Source organism: Azospirillum oryzae, assembly GCF_008364795.1.
Lineage (GTDB): Bacteria > Pseudomonadota > Alphaproteobacteria > Azospirillales > Azospirillaceae > Azospirillum > Azospirillum oryzae.
On sequence record NZ_VTTM01000004.1, the window covers coordinates 31,888 to 48,282 of the forward strand.

Annotated in this window: 13 protein-coding genes; 10 read left to right on the forward strand and 3 right to left on the reverse strand. The window is 66.5% G+C overall.

All coding sequences use genetic code 11. The annotated features are described in order from the left end of the window. The first annotated feature begins 319 nt into the window (after positions 1-319). Positions 320-3,301, forward strand: coding sequence for a bifunctional diguanylate cyclase/phosphodiesterase (locus FZ938_RS13740; protein ID WP_246457212.1), 2,982 nt, complete (start codon positions 320-322; stop codon positions 3,299-3,301). 24 nt (positions 3,302-3,325) lie between these two features. Here the strand turns inward: FZ938_RS13740 and FZ938_RS13745 are convergent, their stop codons facing one another. Next, positions 3,326-4,435 (reverse strand): branched-chain amino acid ABC transporter substrate-binding protein, encoded by a 1,110-nt coding sequence (locus tag FZ938_RS13745; protein ID WP_149199061.1) that lies wholly within the window; start codon positions 4,433-4,435, stop codon positions 3,326-3,328. Positions 4,436-4,660: 225 nt separating this feature from the next. Between FZ938_RS13745 and FZ938_RS13750 the strand changes: the two genes are divergently transcribed. The 8 genes from FZ938_RS13750 to FZ938_RS13785 all read left to right on the forward strand — a co-directional run bounded on the left by FZ938_RS13750 (position 4,661) and on the right by FZ938_RS13785 (position 12,205). Beyond that, positions 4,661-5,491 carry an IclR family transcriptional regulator gene (locus FZ938_RS13750; protein WP_246799024.1) on the forward strand — a complete coding sequence of 277 codons (831 nt, stop codon included), beginning with the start codon at positions 4,661-4,663 and terminating at the stop codon, positions 5,489-5,491. Further along, positions 5,476-6,525: a 2-dehydro-3-deoxygalactonokinase gene (locus FZ938_RS13755; protein WP_149199062.1), complete on the forward strand. Its 1,050-nt coding sequence runs from the start codon at positions 5,476-5,478 to the stop codon at positions 6,523-6,525. The genes FZ938_RS13750 and FZ938_RS13755 overlap by 16 nt, the downstream gene beginning before the upstream one ends. After that, positions 6,522-7,175 (forward strand): 2-dehydro-3-deoxy-6-phosphogalactonate aldolase, encoded by a 654-nt coding sequence (locus FZ938_RS13760; protein WP_149199063.1) that lies wholly within the window; start codon positions 6,522-6,524, stop codon positions 7,173-7,175. The genes FZ938_RS13755 and FZ938_RS13760 overlap by 4 nt, the downstream gene beginning before the upstream one ends. 65 nt (positions 7,176-7,240) lie before the next feature. Then, positions 7,241-8,230, forward strand: coding sequence for a tripartite tricarboxylate transporter substrate binding protein (locus tag FZ938_RS13765; RefSeq protein ID WP_149199064.1), 990 nt, complete (start codon positions 7,241-7,243; stop codon positions 8,228-8,230). A 66-nt stretch (positions 8,231-8,296) separates the two neighbouring features. Next, positions 8,297-8,833, forward strand: coding sequence for a tripartite tricarboxylate transporter TctB family protein (locus FZ938_RS13770; protein ID WP_149199065.1), 537 nt, complete (start codon positions 8,297-8,299; stop codon positions 8,831-8,833). A gap of 51 nt (positions 8,834-8,884) precedes the next feature. Next, positions 8,885-10,414 (forward strand): tripartite tricarboxylate transporter permease, encoded by a 1,530-nt coding sequence (locus FZ938_RS13775; protein ID WP_149199066.1) that lies wholly within the window; start codon positions 8,885-8,887, stop codon positions 10,412-10,414. Between the two features lie 28 nt (positions 10,415-10,442). Continuing rightward, positions 10,443-11,219: an SDR family NAD(P)-dependent oxidoreductase gene (locus FZ938_RS13780; RefSeq protein WP_149199067.1), complete on the forward strand. Its 777-nt coding sequence runs from the start codon at positions 10,443-10,445 to the stop codon at positions 11,217-11,219. A gap of 80 nt (positions 11,220-11,299) precedes the next feature. After that, entirely contained in the window at positions 11,300-12,205 is a 906-nt protein-coding gene (locus FZ938_RS13785; RefSeq protein WP_149199068.1) for an MBL fold metallo-hydrolase, read from the forward strand. Positions 12,206-12,307: 102 nt separating this feature from the next. Here the strand turns inward: FZ938_RS13785 and FZ938_RS13790 are convergent, their stop codons facing one another. Then, on the reverse strand, positions 12,308-12,688 hold the full coding sequence (locus FZ938_RS13790; protein WP_149199069.1) for a tautomerase family protein: 381 nt from the start codon (positions 12,686-12,688) through the stop codon (positions 12,308-12,310). A gap of 97 nt (positions 12,689-12,785) precedes the next feature. On the opposite strand from FZ938_RS13790, the gene FZ938_RS13795 reads away from it, so the two are divergent. Then, positions 12,786-13,640, forward strand: coding sequence for a LysR family transcriptional regulator (locus FZ938_RS13795; RefSeq protein WP_211101058.1), 855 nt, complete (start codon positions 12,786-12,788; stop codon positions 13,638-13,640). Between the two features lie 71 nt (positions 13,641-13,711). Here FZ938_RS13795 and acnB read toward each other — a convergent pair whose 3' ends face one another. Continuing rightward, a complete protein-coding gene (acnB, locus tag FZ938_RS13800) occupies positions 13,712-16,303 on the reverse strand; it encodes a bifunctional aconitate hydratase 2/2-methylisocitrate dehydratase (RefSeq protein WP_149199071.1) in 2,592 nt (863 codons plus the stop codon). Positions 16,304-16,395: the final 92 nt, after the last annotated feature.

The window sequence follows — 16,395 nt, forward strand, 5'->3', positions numbered from 1 at the left end:
CTACCGCCGCCACAGACCTTCGACGGCTGGGGTAGAATGCACGCCCCCTCCCCTGCCCCGAAGGCCGCCAGCATGCACCACACCCGCCAAGCCCCGACATCCCCAGCCGATCCCGACGGATGGAACATTGAACAGTCGCCGCGGAGATGTTTCACGGTGTTCCAAACCTACGGAACGCCGGGAGGCGTCGGACCATGGACTGCTGATACCGTTAAGCTCTAATATACGCAAAAGGGGTATAAGCACCGCGAACCGGGCGACCGACCAAGCGGCCAGGGGGGACGAAATGACTTCAGCAGGTCCAACGAAGACGGAGTCGTTGCAGGGTCGCACGAAACCGCCCGGTGCCATCGCGACGCTCGTCATCCTCTCCATTCCCTTCCTGCTGGTCCTTCAAGCCGCCCGTCTTCCCGGTTCGGTGGAGATCGCGCATTACCTGCCGCTGCACAGCTTCTTCGAAACCTTCGCCATCGCCGTCGCCGCCCTGATCTTCGCCATCGGCTGGCATTCCCACACCGCAGAGACTCCGCCGGCCCTGCTGGCCCTGTCCACCGGCTTCCTCGGCGTGGCGCTGCTCGATTTCGGCCATCTGCTGTCCTATGCCGGGATGCCCGATTTCGTGACGCCGTCGGGGCCGGAAAAGGCAATCGCCTTCTGGCTCGGCGCCCGGCTGATGGCGGCGGTTGCCCTGCTGTTGGCGGCAACCCTGCCCTGGCGTCCGGGATCGGCGGCGTTGCGCTATCCGCTGATCGGCGGGGTGCTGCTGGCGACCGCCGCGGCGTTCGTCGCCATATTGTGGTACCCGGACCTGCTGCCGCGCACCTATCTGCCGGGCCAAGGGCTGACGCCGCTGAAGGTGGCGGCTGAATATGCGCTGGTTCTTCTCTATGCCGGCGCCGCCCTGCTTTTTCACCGCCGCCGGCGCGAGGCGCAGACGTTGGACGTCCATCGCCTTGTCATCGCCGCCGTCGCCATCTCCATCAGCGAGATGTGCTTCACGCTCTATCTCAGTGTCTACGACCTCGCCAATGTGGCCGGGCACATCTACAAGGTCATCGGCTACTGGTATCTGTACCGGGCCGTGTTCGTCACCGCCGTGCACCATCCCTATGACGCCCTGCACAGGTCCCAGCGCGACCTGTGGCGGGAGAAGGAACAGGCCCGCGTTACGCTGCTGTCGATCGGCGACGGACTGATTGCCACCGACACCGCCGGCCGTGTGTCCCTGATGAACCCGGTGGCGGAACGCCTGACCGGCTGGACGGTGGCGGAAGCCGTCGGCCGCCCGGTGGTCGAGGTGTTCGACATTGAGAATGCCGAGACCGGGCAACGGGTTCCGGTACCGGTCCAGCAGGTGCTGGAGAACGGCCACATGGTCGGCCTCGCCAACCACACGGTGCTGGTGGCGCGCGACGGCAGCCGCAGCCACATCGCCGACATGGCCTCTCCCATCCAGGACCGCGACGGCACGCTGCACGGCGTCGTCATGGTCTTCCAGGATGTGACCGAGACCTATGCCAGCCGCGAGGCGTTGAAGGACAGCCTGTCGCTGAACACCGGCATCCTGGAGAGCGCGGCCTGCGGCATCATCGCCACCACGCTGGACGGCGTCGTCCGCGTCTTCAACCGCGAGGCGGAGCGCATCTTCGGCTATCCGTCGGAGGAGATCGTCGGCACCACCGACCTGCCGCGACTGTACGACCGGGATGAGCTGCGCGCCCATGCCGACGGTCTCGCCGCGGAACTCGGCCGGCCGGTGCGGGCGGGTTTCGATGCGCTGGTCGCCCGCACCCGCGACAGCGGCCAGCCCGAGCCCGGCGAATGGACCGGACTGCGCAGGGATGGCGCCCGCATTTCCGTTTCCACCCTGACCAGCATGCTGCGCGACAGCGGCGGCTCGGTACGCGGCTACCTGACGGTGGTGATGGACGTCACCGAGCGGAAGCGGACGGAACGGCAGATCGAAAATCTCGCTTTCTACGACCCCTTGACCAATCTGCCGAACCGTCGCCTGCTGCTGGAACATCTCGACGGCCATCTGCGGACGGCGCGCCAGACCGGCCGCTATGGCGCGCTGATGTTCCTCGACCTCGACGACTTCAAGGGACTGAACGACGCCCGCGGCCATATCGTCGGCGACATGCTGCTGCGCGAACTGGCGGCGCGGCTGAACGCCACCCTGCGCAAGGGCGATCTGGTCAGCCGGCTGAGCGGCGACGAGTTCGTCATCCTTCTGCCCGACCTGGGTGAGGCGGCGGACGAGGCGGCGGAGATCGCCCGGCGGGTGGCCGAAAAGCTGCGGCTGGCGGTGGCCCAGCCCTTCCAGCTCGACCGCTGCGAACACAGCATCTTCGCCAGCATCGGCCTGACCGTCTTCCCCAAGTCACCGGACGAGTCGGTGGAGGACCTGCTGAAGCAGGCGGACACCGCCATGTATGCCGCCAAGGACGGCGGGCGGAACACCATCCGCGACTACGACCCCACCATGCTGGTGGACGCCCAGGCCCGTCTGCTGCTGCAGCAGGATTTGCGCAAGGCGGTCGATGCCGGGGAGTTCACCCTGTTCCTGCAGCCGCAGACCCGGGCCAACGGCACGCTGGTCGCGGCGGAGGCGCTGATCCGCTGGCAGCATCCGCAACGCGGCTTCGTCGCCCCCGGCGCCTTCATCGCGGTGGCGGAGGAGTCCGGCCTGATCCTGCCGCTGGGCGACTGGATCCTGATGGAGGCCTGCCATGTGCTGCGCCGTCTGGCCGATGCCGGCAGCGACTGCCACCTGTCGGTCAACATCAGTCCGCGCCAGTTCCGTCAGCAGACCTTTTGCGCGGGCGTCATCGCCGCCTTGCGCGCCACCCGTACCGATCCGCGCCGCCTGACATTGGAAATCACCGAGGGCATCGCCGTCGGCGACTGTGCCGACACCGTCGCCAAGATGTCGGAACTGGCGGCCTTCGGGATTTCCTTCTCGCTGGATGATTTCGGCACCGGCTTCTCGTCGCTGTCCTATCTGAAGCGGCTGCCGGTGGGAGAGCTCAAGATCGACCGCTCCTTCGTGCAGGATGTCGACCGCAACAGCCACAATGCCGTGCTGGTGGAGACGATGCTGTCGATTTCCAGCCGGCTCGGCCTGAAGGCGGTGGCGGAGGGGGTGGAGACGGCAGCCGAACGGGACTTCCTGGAAGACCGCGGCTGCACGATCTTCCAGGGTTACTATTTCGATCGGCCGATGCCGGTCGAAGACTTCATCCGCAAATACGTGACAACACCGGAACTCGCAGGCAAAGAAGAGCCGGCCCATGCCTAAGGTCGGACCGGCTCTCGAACCCGATTACTTCTGTGCAATCATCTTGGGCTGGCCGTTGCTCCAGACATACATGACATAGTTCGGCTTGACGATGTCACCCTTCTTGTCGAATTCGATCGGGCCGACGACGGTGTCGAAGCTGTTGGCATGCAGGGCCTTCGCCAGCTTGCCGCTGTCGGTGCCGCCGGACTTCTGCAGGCCCTGGGCGATGACCTGGACCGCGGCATAGCTATAGAAGGCGAAGTTGCCCGGTTCCGGCAGGCCGGCCTTCTTGAAGGAGGCGATCAGCTCCTGCGCCTTGGGATCGCTGGCCGCCGACGGGCTGTCGGTGTAGAGCGTGCCCTCGCCGGCCGGGCCGGTGATCGACCAGTATTCCTGGTTGTTCAGGCCATCGCCGGCGATGAACTGCGGCTTCAGTCCCTGTTCCTGCGCCTGACGAACGATCAGTCCCAGTTCCGGATGATAGCCGCCGTAATAGACGGCGTCGATGTTCTTGTCCTTCAGGCTGGTGATCAGCGCCGAGAAGTCCTTTTCGCCCGCCGTGACCGAACCACGATAGGCCACCTTTCCACCGGCCTTTTCCAACGTCTCCACCACGACGTCGGCCAGCCCCTTGCCATAGGCCTGCTTGTCGTCCAGCACGGCGATGTTCTTGCCCTTGAAGTTCTGGGCAAGATAGTTGCCGGCAACCACCCCCTGCTGGTCGTCACGGCCGCAGACGCGGAAAATGGTCGGATAGCCCTTGGCGGTCAGCAAGGGGTTGGTGGCGGTCGGGCTGACCATCACCACGCTTTCCTCCTGATAGACGTCGGCCGCCGGAATGCTGGCGCCGGAGCAGAGATGGCCGACGACGGCCGTAACCTGATCGCGCACGAACTGGTTGGCGACGGCCACCGCCTGCCGCGGGTCGCAGGCGTCGTCGCCCACCTTCAGCACCAGCTTCTGGCCCAGCACGCCGCCCTTGGCGTTGATGTCCGCGACCGCCTGCTTGGCGCCATACACCGACTGCTCACCCAGTGCTGCCACCGGACCCGTGGTCGCCGTGCCGAGTCCGATCACGATGTCGGCCTGCGCAGTGCCGAAGCCGGCCAGCAGCGCCGTCGCACTGACGAAGGAAAGGACGGTGAGACGCATGGTTGGTTCTCCCAGGATTGCTGTTTTGTAGGGGACCCTGTCCGCCGGTCCCGGCATGTTTCCTTTTCTGACCGATACGACAGGAATTTGAAAGCGCGATCATGGGTTTCGCAGCGCTCCGAACGGAGCCGCGACCGTTCGTCGCCATCCCGATTGTCCCACTATTTGGCACTATGCGGAATTATTTGACACATCTTGGCGCATGCGCCAGCATCGGAGAAATCAATGGTGGTCAAACAAACCATGAGCGCGGCGATGAAAGCGACGGAGCAGGAGGCTGACGCCGGAAAGACCCAGGGCACCGGGACGCAGACCCTGCTGCGCGGCCTTGCGCTGCTCGAATGCGTGGCGGCCGGTATCTGCGACGTGAAGGGCATCGCGACGCGGCTCGGCACCCCGCGCAGCACCACCAACCGCATGCTCGCCAGTCTGGTGGCGGAGGGGTATCTGCACCACATCCCCTACAAGGGCTATCTGCTGGGACCAAAGCTGATCCAGCTTGGCATGAAGGCGCTGGAGCAGCGCCCGCTGGTCGCGATTGCCCGCCCGCATATCGAGACATTGGCCGAGGCGACCGGCGACACCGTCCATCTCGGCGTCGAGGAGAATGGCGAGGTGTTCTACCTCGACAAGATTCCCGGCACCCGTGGGCTGGAAATGCGGTCCCGCACCGGACAGCGCATGCCGCTCGCCTCCACCGGACTGGGCAAGGCGCTGATGCTGGGGATGCCGCCGGCGCGTTGGCAGGCGCTTCATGCGCTGACCTGCCCGGCAGGGTCGCCCGCCGGCCGGCCACGTCCGGCCGAGTGGCCGGTGTTCGAGGAACAGTTGAGCCGCTATGTCGCCCAGGGTTGGGCAATGGATTTGGAAGAGAACGAACTCGGCATCCGATGCGTCGCAGCGCCGGTGCGCGACGGCCGGAATCTGGTGGTGGCGGCGGTCAGCGTCGCCAGCGCCGTCCCCTACATGCCCGAAGACCGCATGACGACGCTGGGACCGCTGGTCCGCGCGACGGCCGAGGCAATTTCCAAGGATCTGGGATGGACCGAACCGTGACCTCCTCTGCCGGAACCACCTCCGACCACCCTGCATTGATCGCGCTGGATTGGGGCACGTCGAGCCTGCGCGGCTTCCTGCTGGACGGATCCGCCCGCATATTGGCCGAGCGGTCGAACGGGCACGGCATCCAGAACCTGCCGCAGCCCGGCGCCGCGGGCTTCGATGCGGCACTGGCCGGGCTTTGCGGCGATTGGCTGGACGCCCATCCCGCCCTGCCGGTGGTGGCCGGCGGCATGGTCGGCAGCGCCCAGGGCTGGGTCGAGGCGCCCTATGTCAGCACGCCGGCCGACGCGACGACGCTGGCCGACAAGGCGGCACGGGTCGAGACGGCGGCCGGCAGACGGATCCTGATCGCGCCGGGCGTCCTGCACGATCCTGGCGGCGGCGTTTCCGCCACTGCGATTCCCGATGTCATGCGGGGCGAGGAAATCCAGATCGCCGGCGCACTGGCCGAGAATACCGGTTGGGCGCGCAATGCCTGCGTCGCGATGCCCGGCACCCATTCCAAATGGGTCCAGGTCGCCGACGGCCGCATCGCCGGCTTTTCCACCTTCATGACGGGCGAATTGTTCGCGATTCTGAAGACCCACTCGCTGCTCGGCCGCCTGATGCCGGCCGGGGTCAACGCAACGCCGGAGGATGAGGAGGCGGCCTTCTCCATCGGCATCCGCGCCGCACAAACGGCCGGGCCGGGTGACCTGCCGCACCAGTTGTTCGCCACCCGCACGCTGGGGCTGACCAAACGCCTGCCGCCGGAAGCACTGGCGCATTACCTGTCGGGCCTGCTGATCGGACACGAACTGCGGTCCGGTCTGGCTCTTCTGGCGGAGATGCCGACCGGCACGCCGCTGCTGCTGATCGGCGATCCGGCGCTTTGCCGCCGCTACAGCCGCGGCCTTGCCGCCTTCGGCGCCACACCTACCGCACTACTCGGCAACACCGCCCCCCGCGGCCTGTTCCAGTTCGCCGCCGCGGCCGGGCTTCTGCCCGCCGCGTCCGCCACGCCCTCCAGCATCAAGAGCGCACCATGACAGAGCTTTCGCTTTCCGCCCGCGTCGATGCGGCCTTCGCCGCCCTGCCGCTGGTCGCGATCCTGCGCGGTCTCACCCCGGCGGAGGCTGTGCCTGCGGCCAATGCACTCTATGACGCCGGCTTCCGCCTGATCGAGGTGCCGCTGAACTCCCCCGATCCGTTCGACAGCATCGAGGCCATCCGCCGCGCCCTGCCGCAGGATGCGCTGGTCGGGGCCGGGACGGTCCTGGCGCTGGATCAGGTCGACCGGCTGGCCGCCATCGGCGCCGATCTGGTGGTGATGCCGCATGCGGACACTGCGATCATCCGCGCCGCCAAGTCGCGGTCGATGATCTGTGTTCCGGGCGTCGCCACGGCGACGGAGGCCTTCGCGGCGCTCGCCGCCGGCGCCGATGCGCTGAAGCTGTTCCCGGCGGAGCAGATCACCCCGCCGGTGGTGAAGGCGTTGCGCGCGGTGGTTCCGCACAGCGTGCGGCTGCTCCCCGTCGGCGGCATCACGCCCGATACCATGCAGCCCTACCGCGCGGCGGGTGCGGCCGGCTTCGGCCTCGGATCCGCCCTCTACAGTCCCGGCCTGCCGGTAGCCGAACTGGCCGCCCGCGCCGCCCGCTTCGCACAGGCTTGGGCGGAGGGGACCGTCGCCCGCTGATTTCGCTTTCCATTTTCGCCATCCAACGACCGGCGTACACGCCGGCGCACCACAGAGGGAATCCCATGAAGGTCACCAATCGCCTTTCCCGCCGTGCACTGACGGTCGGCCTGTCCGCGGGCGTGCTGATCGCCGGCGCCGCGACCCTGCCCGGTGCGGCCTTTGCCGCCGACTATCCGACGAAGCCGATCGAGCTGATCGTCCCCTACGCCGCCGGCGGCGGCACCGACCTCGTCGCCCGTGCCTTCGCCGACGCGGCGAAGAAGCATCTGCCGCAGCCGATCGGCGTGGTCAACAAGACTGGCGGCGGCGGTGCCGTCGGCCTGACCGAGATCATGGCCGCCCGCCCCGACGGCTATAAGATCGGCATGGGAACGGTGGAGATCACCCTGCTGCCGCATATGGGCGTCGCCCGCTTCACCGTGGACGACTTCACCCCGATTGCCCGACTGAATGCGGAGCCGAGTGCGATCACCGTCAAGGCCGACTCGCCCTGGAAGACCTTCGAGGAGTTCCTGGACTACGCCAAGGCCAACCCCGGCAAGGTGCGTATCGGCAACTCCGGAACCGGTGCCATCTGGCACCTCGCTGCCGAAGCGCTTGCGGACAAGACCGGCACCAGCTTCAACCATGTGCCCTTCGACGGTGCCAATCCGGCCGTGACCTCGCTGCTGGGCGGCCATATCGAGGCGGTATCGGTCAGCCCGGCCGAGGTATCGAGCCAACTCGCCGCCGGCCAACTGCGCATGCTGGCCATCATGGCCGATCAGCGCCAGAAGGCTTTCCCCGACGTGCCCACGCTGAAGGAGAAGGGCATCGACCTGACCGTCGCCACCTGGCGCGGCATCGTCGTGCCGAAGAAGACTCCGGCCGCGGTCGTCGAAACCCTGCGCACCGCCAGCAAGGCCGCGGCGGAGGACCAGAGCTTCCGCGACCAGCTGGCCAAGATGAACCTGACCTGGGCCTATGCCGACGGTCCCGAGTTCGGTCAGGTCATGCAGAAGGACAATGCCTTCTTCAAGGGCATGATGACCAAGCTGGGCATGGCGAAGTAACGCCTGACCGAACAGACCCCGGTGGTCCGCCGCCGGGGTCGCCTTTTCGGTTGAGGAGACCGGACCATGAGCAACCCGTCCGCCGGGAGCGAACGCCCCGGCTCCAGCGATGATGCCGTCAACGCCATGCCGTTGACGACGAAGATCGCAAATCTGGTGATCTCCGTCGTGCTGATCGCGGTCGCCGCGTCGGCCATCGCCACGACCTCCGATTTTCCGAAAAGCATGCTCGCCGCCGATGTCGGCGCCGCGCGCTTCCCGATCATTCATTCCGGCGCGCTGATCCTGCTGTGCCTGATCCTGATTGCCAACACTTTGCGCGCACCCACCGCCCCCGCCGCCGATGGGCAAGTGCGCGTCGGCATTGCCGGCTATGCCGGTGTCGCGCTGGGCATGCTGGCGACCGCCGCCTGCATCGCCGCCATGGAGCATGTCGGCTACGGCCCCGCCACTGCCGTCTACATGGCGGTCATCATGGCGCTGATGGGACAGCGCAGTCCGGTCTGGAATCCGGTTCTCGCAGTCGGCGTGACCGCGCTGGTCTACGGCGTCTTCCATTACATGCTGCAGGTGCCGCTGCCGGTGGGGAGCCTGTTCGAATGACCCGCACTCTCCACTCCGTCGCGCCCCTCTGCCCGGTGGGAGATAGCCGCCATGCATGAACTTGACCTTCTGATGAGCGGCTTCGCCACGTTGGCGTCGAATCCGCTGGCGCTGCTTCTGGCTCTGGTCGGCGTAACGCTGGGCATCGTCATCGGTGCCCTGCCCGGCCTGACCGCGACCATGGGCGTCGCCATCCTGCTGCCCTTCACCTTCGGCATGGACCCGGTGTCCGGCCTGCTAATGATTTCCGGGGTGTTCTTCGGCGGCGTCTATGGCGGGTCGGTGACGGCGATCCTGCTGCGCATCCCCGGCACCCCGGCCGCCGCCGCCACGGCCCTGGACGGGTTCGAGTTGACCAGGAAGGGCATGGCGGGAGTGGCGCTCGGCACGGCGACGCTGTCCTCCTTCCTCGGCGGCACCGCCAGCATTTTCGTGCTGATCTTCATGGCCCCGATCCTGGCCGGCTTCGCCCTTGAGTTCAGTGCGCCGGAGAGCTTCGCGCTGGCCGTCTTCGGATTGAGCATCATCGCCAGCATCTCCGGCCGCTCGGTCATCAAGGGCCTGATCGCCGGCTTCCTTGGGCTGCTGATCGCCACCGTCGGCATGGACCCGATGGACGGATTTCCCCGCTTCACCGGCGGCTATACCGAGTTGTTCAACGTTCCCTTCATCCCGGTGATGATCGGCCTGTTCGCCGCGGCCGAAGCCTTCAAGACGCTGGAGGATCCGAAGGTCCGCCTGGGAATGGCGGCGGCGCTGGGCCGCATCCTGCCGGACTGGCCGACCTACCGCCGCATGCTGGGTACGGTGGCACGCTCCTCCGGCCTCGGCATCGTGATCGGCATCATACCCGGCGCCGGCGCCGACATCGCCGCCTATGTCGCCTATAACGAGGCCAAGCGGTTCAGCCGGACGCCGGAGAATTACGGCAAGGGCGAACTGGCCGGCGTCGCCGCATGCGAAGCCGGTGCCAACGGCTGCACCGGCGGCGCGCTGCTGACCATGCTGACGCTGGGAATTCCGGGAGATGCAGTGACCGCGGTGATGCTGGGCGCTCTGACTCTGCAGGGATTGCAGCCGGGACCGCTGCTGTTGAAGGACCATGCGGATCTGGTCTTCACCCTGTTCGCCGGCATGCTGTTCTGCTACGTCGCCATGCTGGTCATCGGGCTGGCCTCCCTGCGCTTCATGGGCCGGGTGCTGCAGATGCCGAAGTCGGTGCTGACGCCGGTGATTCTGGTCCTGTGCATCGTCGGCACCTATGCCATCAACAACAGCCTGTTCGACATCGGCGTCATGCTGGCGGCGGGTGTCGCCGGATACTTCATGCAGAAGTGGGACTTCCCGGCCTCCCCGGTGGTGCTGGCCTTGATCATGGGACCGATGGCGGAAGCCAATTTCCGCCGGGCGCTGTCACTCTCCAGCGGAAGCTACGACTTCCTCTACACCCGGCCGATCACCGTGGTGCTGCTGTCGGTGGCCGTCCTGACCCTGCTGCTGCCGCTGGTGAAGCGCTGGCGCGCCCACCGGATGGAGAGCCGCCGGCCCGGCGCCACCAGTCCCCTCCATCAAATCAAGTGAATCAAGCCTGACAGTGAGGAACCTGCCTATGTTCGACGATCTGAAAGGCCGCCGTGTCCTCGTCACCGGCTCGACCCAGGGGATCGGGCTGGCCGCGGCTCAGGCTTTCGCCCGCTGCGGCGCCAAGGTCGGCATCAACGGCCGCAAGGCGCCGGCCGATCTCACCTCCACCCTTGCCGCGATGGAGCAGGCCGGCGGCGAGGCTGCCTTCTTCGCCGGCGACCTCAGAGACAGCGCCGCCTGCAAGGCGGTGGTGGACGCCTTCGTCGAGCGGTTCGGCGGCATCGACGTTCTGATCAACAATGCCGGCGGGCTGGTCGCCCGCAAGCCGCTGGAGGAGATCGACGACGAGTTCTTCGACGCGGTGACCGACCTGAACGCCCGCTCCGCCCTGATGACCACCAAGCACGCCCTGCCCCATCTGCGCCGGTCGGCCAAGGACAGCGGCCAGACCGCATCGGTGATCCTGGTCGGGTCGGTCGCCGGCTATACCGGCGGCGGGCCGGGCGCCGGGCTGTATGGGGCGGCCAAGGCGTGGCTGCACAACATCCAGAAGAACTGGGTCGCCTTCCACACCAAGGAGGGCATCCGCTTCAACACCGTGTCGCCGGGCACCTTCGACACCGCTTTCCACGCCGACAAGGACGAGGCGGCCAAGGCCCGCGTGTCGACCGGCATCCCGATGGGCCGCTTCGGCAAGCCGGAGGAATGCGCACCGACCTTCCTGTTCTTCGCCTCCCATGCCTGCTCCGGCTACATCACCGGACAGGTTCTGGACGTGAACGGCGGCCAGTTCATGCCGTGAAGGGCGGGACCGGCAGGGGACTGCAGGACAAGCGCCGCTCCACGCTGTTGTCGGAAGACACGGGCAGGAGATGGACGACCATGGCCACGCAAATCCCCTTGTCGGAGGACAGCAGCGCGATCGATCCGGCGCTCGACGCGCTGCGCAACGACCATACGCACGAGATCGCGCCCGACATCGCCTATCGGCGGCTCGGCATCGTCAATGTGGTGTTCTGGGGGCCGCCGCGAGCCGGCGATCGCGAATGGATGCTGATCGACACCGGACTGATCGGCACCAAGGGCTTCATCCGCAGCGCGGCGGCGGAGCGGTTCGGCCGCGACTCCCGCCCTGCCGCCATCGTCATGACCCACGGCCATTTCGACCATGTCGGGGCTCTGGAGCATCTGGCGGAAGAGTGGGATGCCCCGGTCTACGCCCACCCGTTGGAACACCCCTATCTGAACGGTCGGGCCGCCTACCCGCCCGGCGACCCGTCGGTTGGCGGCGGAGCGATGGCCGCGTTGGCACGCTTCTACCCACGCAAGCCGGTGGATGTCGGATCGCGCCTGCGTGCCTTGCCGGAGGATGGCTCGGTCCCGGGGATGCCGGGCTGGCGCTGGGTTCACACGCCGGGTCACAGCGTCGGCCATGTCTCCTTCTGGCGGGAGCAGGACCGCTCGATGATCGTCGGCGACGCTTTCGTCACCACCGGGCAGGAGTCGGCCTATGCGGTGGCGGTGCAGCGGGCGGAAATGCATGGACCGCCGATGTACTTCACGGTGGAATGGGACAAGGCCAAGGATTCGGTGGCTCGGCTGGCGGCCCTGGAACCTGAACTGGTCATCACCGGCCATGGCGAACCGATGAAGGGGGCCGAGATGCGCGCCGCCCTGCACCGGCTCGCTGGCGAGTTCGGCAGCATCGCCATCCCGCGGCAGGGCATCTATCTGGAAAAGCCGGCACGTGCCGAGGACCGCAGTGCTTACCGCGCTCCGGAGGAATGAGACGTCCCTGCTTTTCATGCCACGAACACCGGGTGCTCGCCACCCCGGTGTTCGTGTGACGTGCCGTGGCAGGCGCCCATCGAAGGGGCACCGGCCATTGCGTCAGGCATATTGGGCAACGCCGTTGCCAAGCGACCAGTTCTCCTTGGCGACTTCGACGATGTTCACGAACACGTCCTGCGGCCGAATGCCGGGATTGTCGCCGAGCAACTCCACGATCCGCCCGTACAGCGCCTTTTTCTGCTCCACAGTGCGGGTGTTGTTCGCCGTAATCTGTATGTATATGAGGTCATCCCCGCGAGGAACGCCGAGATAAGATACACTGTAACGGAAGTTTGCTGCATCATGTTCGGTTATGGTCATGAATTGATCGTCTTCCGGCACGTTGAATGTTTCGTGCATCGCCCGGTATATTCCGTCGAAGATTGCCTGCCGGTACGACTCTGACTTTCCAACGCGCAGCGAGATATGAACGAGCGGCATCGCTATTCCTTTCCATGAAGTCCTTCTTGACAATATGGGCCGACCGGTCATTTTCATATGCTATGCATTCTTATATCTAAGATAACGAACGAAAATGATGGACCACCCTCTCGACCTCGATGCGGTCCGGGCCTTCGTGCATATCGCCGAACTGGAGAGTTTTACGCGCGCGGCCGAGGCGATGCGCACGACACAGGCCGCGGTCAGCCTGAAGCTGAAGCGTCTCGAAGAACGGCTTGGGTGCCGCCTGTTAGAGCGGACGCCACGCCATGTCCAACTGTCGGCACGCGGTGCCTCCTTTCTCGATCATGCCCGCGACCTGCTGGAGGCACATGATCGCGCTTTGGCGTCGCTGACGCGGGGGCGCCAGCGCATCGCCATCGGCATCAGCGACCACGTGGCTGGGCCGGAGCTTCCATCCTTGATCGCCCGAATGAACGCGCAGGATCCGCAGTTGGTGATCGAAATCCGAATCGGTTCGTCGGGCGACCTGCTTCAGAGTTTCGACCGGCGGGAACTCGACACGGTGATCGTCCGCCTGCATGCAGGGCGGGACGACGGCCAACTCCTCGCGGAAGAACAGTTCGGCTGGTTCGCGGCGCCGAACTGGCAGCATCGGGCAGACGAACCCCTGCCGATCGCCACTATGGCCGAGCCTTGCGGGGTTCGGGCATTGGCCGGGCAGCTACTCGACGCGGCCGGCGTGCCTTGGACCGAGATTTTCGTCGGTGGCGGCGTGACCGCGGTGGCGGCGGCCGTTACAGCCGGGCTCGGCGTCGCGGCGCTGTCTCCGCGCATGGTGCCGTTCGGCGCGGTCGATGTCGGCCCGAAGCTCGGGCTTCCGGTCTTGCCGCGCTTGCCGGTGGTTCTGCACACGAGGGTGAAGAATGGGCGGCCGCGCGAGGCGCTGGACGGACTTTCGGCCGCCTTCAAAAGTGCGGTCCGGAACTGACGCTGCAAAATGAAAACCCCCGCCGGATCGCTCCGGCGGGGGTTTTCATTACCGACCGCTGTGTCCGGCTATCAGGCCGGGACGGCGACCTTGTCCGCGACTTCCTGGAAGGCCGGGATCTGGTCGAAGTTCATGTAGCGGTAGATGTCGGCGGCGGCCTGGTTCACCACGCCGACCTGGGCCAGATACTCCTCGGTGGTCGGGATCTTGCCCAGCAGCGCCGCGACGGCGGCCAGTTCGGCCGACGACAGGTAGACGCGGGTGTCGATGCCCAGACGGTTCGGGAAGTTGCGGGTCGAGGTCGAGATGGCGGTCGAACCCTTGCGCACCTGCGCCTGGTTGCCCATGCACAAGCTACAGCCCGGCATCTCCATACGGGCGCCGGCCTTGCCGAGGGTGGCGTAGTAGCCTTCCTCGGTCAGCATCATCGCGTCCATCTTCGTCGGCGGGGCGATCCACAGGCGGGTCGGGATGTCCGACTTGCCGTTCAGGATCTTACCGGCGGCGCGGAAGTGACCGATGTTGGTCATGCACGAACCGATGAACACCTCGTCGATCTTGTCGCCGGCGACCTCGGACAGCGTCTTCACGTCGTCCGGATCGTTCGGGCAGGCCAGGATCGGCTCCTTGATGTCGGCCAGATCGATCTCGATCACCGCGGCGTACTCGGCGTCGGCATCGGGCTTCAGCAGCTGCGGATCGGCGATCCACGCCTCCATCGCCTTGATGCGGCGCTCCAGGGTGCGCGCATCGGCGTACCCGTTGGCGATCATCCACTTCATCAGCGTGATGTTGGAGGTCATGTACTCGATGATCGGCTCTTTGCTGAGCTGCACGGTGCAGCCCGCCGCCGACCGCTCGGCCGAGGCGTCGGACAGCTCAAACGCCTGCTCCACCTTCAGGTCCGGCAGACCTTCGATCTCCAGGATGCGCCCGGAGAAGATGTTCTTCTTGCCCTTCTTCTCGACCGTCAGCAGGCCGGCCTTGATCGCGTAGAGCGGGATGGCGTTGACGAGGTCACGCAGGGTGACGCCCGGCTGCATTTCGCCCTTGAAGCGGACCAGGACCGATTCCGGCATGTCCAGCGGCATGACGCCGGTGGCGGCGGCGAAGGCGACCAGACCGGAGCCGGCCGGGAAGCTGATGCCGATCGGGAAGCGGGTGTGGCTGTCGCCGCCGGTGCCGACGGTGTCCGGCAGCAGCAGGCGGTTCAGCCAGGAGTGGATGACGCCGTCGCCCGGACGCAGCGCCACGCCGCCGCGGGTGGAGATGAAGTCCGGCAGCTCGTGGTGCATCTTCACGTCCACCAGCTTCGGATAGGCAGCGGTGTGGCAGAAGGACTGCATCACGAGGTCGGCCGAGAAGCCCAGGCAGGCCAGATCCTTCAGCTCGTCGCGGGTCATCGGGCCGGTGGTATCCTGCGACCCCACCGTGGTCATCTTCGGCTCGCAATAGGTGCCCGGACGGACGCCCTTGCCTTCGGCCAAGCCACAGGCGCGGCCGACCATCTTCTGGGCCAGCGTGAAGCCCTTGCCGGTGTCGGCCGGGGCGGCGGACTGGCGGAACAGGGTCGACGGGGCGAGGCCCAGCGCCTCGCGGGCGCGGGCGGTCAGGCCGCGGCCGATGATCAGCGGGATACGGCCGCCGGCACGCACCTCGTCGAAGATCACCTCGGACTTCACGGTGAACTCGGCGATGACCTCGCCGTTCTTCAGGGCCTTGCCCTCATAGGGGCGCAGCTCGATGACGTCGCCCATCTCCATCTTGTTGACGTCCAACTCGATGGGGAGAGCACCGGCGTCTTCCATGGTGTTGTAGAAGATCGGGGCGATCTTGGTGCCGAGGCAGACGCCGCCGAAGCGCTTGTTCGGGACGAACGGAATGTCCTCGCCCGTGAACCACAGCACCGAGTTGGTGGCGGACTTGCGCGAGGAGCCGGTGCCGACCACGTCGCCGACATAGGCGATCAGGTTGCCCTTCTGCTTCAGCGCTTCCAGCTGCTTGGTCGGGCCGCGCTGGCCCGGCTCGTCGGCCTCGATGCCCGGACGCGGGTTCTTCAGCATGGCGAGCGCGTGCAGCGGGATGTCCGGACGGCTCCAGGCATCCGGGGCCGGCGACAGATCGTCGGTGTTGGTCTCGCCCGACACCTTGAAGACGGTCAGCGTCATCGACGCCGGGACTTCCGGACGCGAGGTGAACCACTCGGCATCGGCCCAGGACTGCAGCACCGCCTTGGCGTTGGCGTTGCCCTTGTCGGCCAGTTCCTTGACGTCGTGGAAGAAGTCGAAGACCAGCAGGGTCTTCTTCAGGCCTTCCGCGGCGGCGGCGCCGCATTCGGCGTCCGACAGCAGGTCGATCAGCGGCTGGACATTGAAGCCGCCGAGCATGGTGCCCAGCAGTTCGGTGGCCTTCACCTTGGAGATCAGCGGCGAGCTGTCGGCGCCCTTGGCGACGGCGGCCAGGAAGCCGGCCTTGACGCGGGCGGCATCGTCGACGCCGGCCGGAACGCGGTGGGTGATGAGGTCGAGGAGGAAGGCCTCCTCGCCCGCCGGCGGGGCCTTCAGCAGGTCGATCAGCTCCGACGTCTGCTTCGCGGTCAGGGGCAGAGCCGGGATTCCGAGGGCGGCGCGTTCGGCCGCGTGCTGGCGATAGGCTTCGAGCACGGCAGGGTTCCTCATAAATGAAAGGCCGGCCCTTGGATGGGAACCGTGAGACGGCCCGCTTGAACTCAGGTCGGGTTTATATGCCCGCTTAA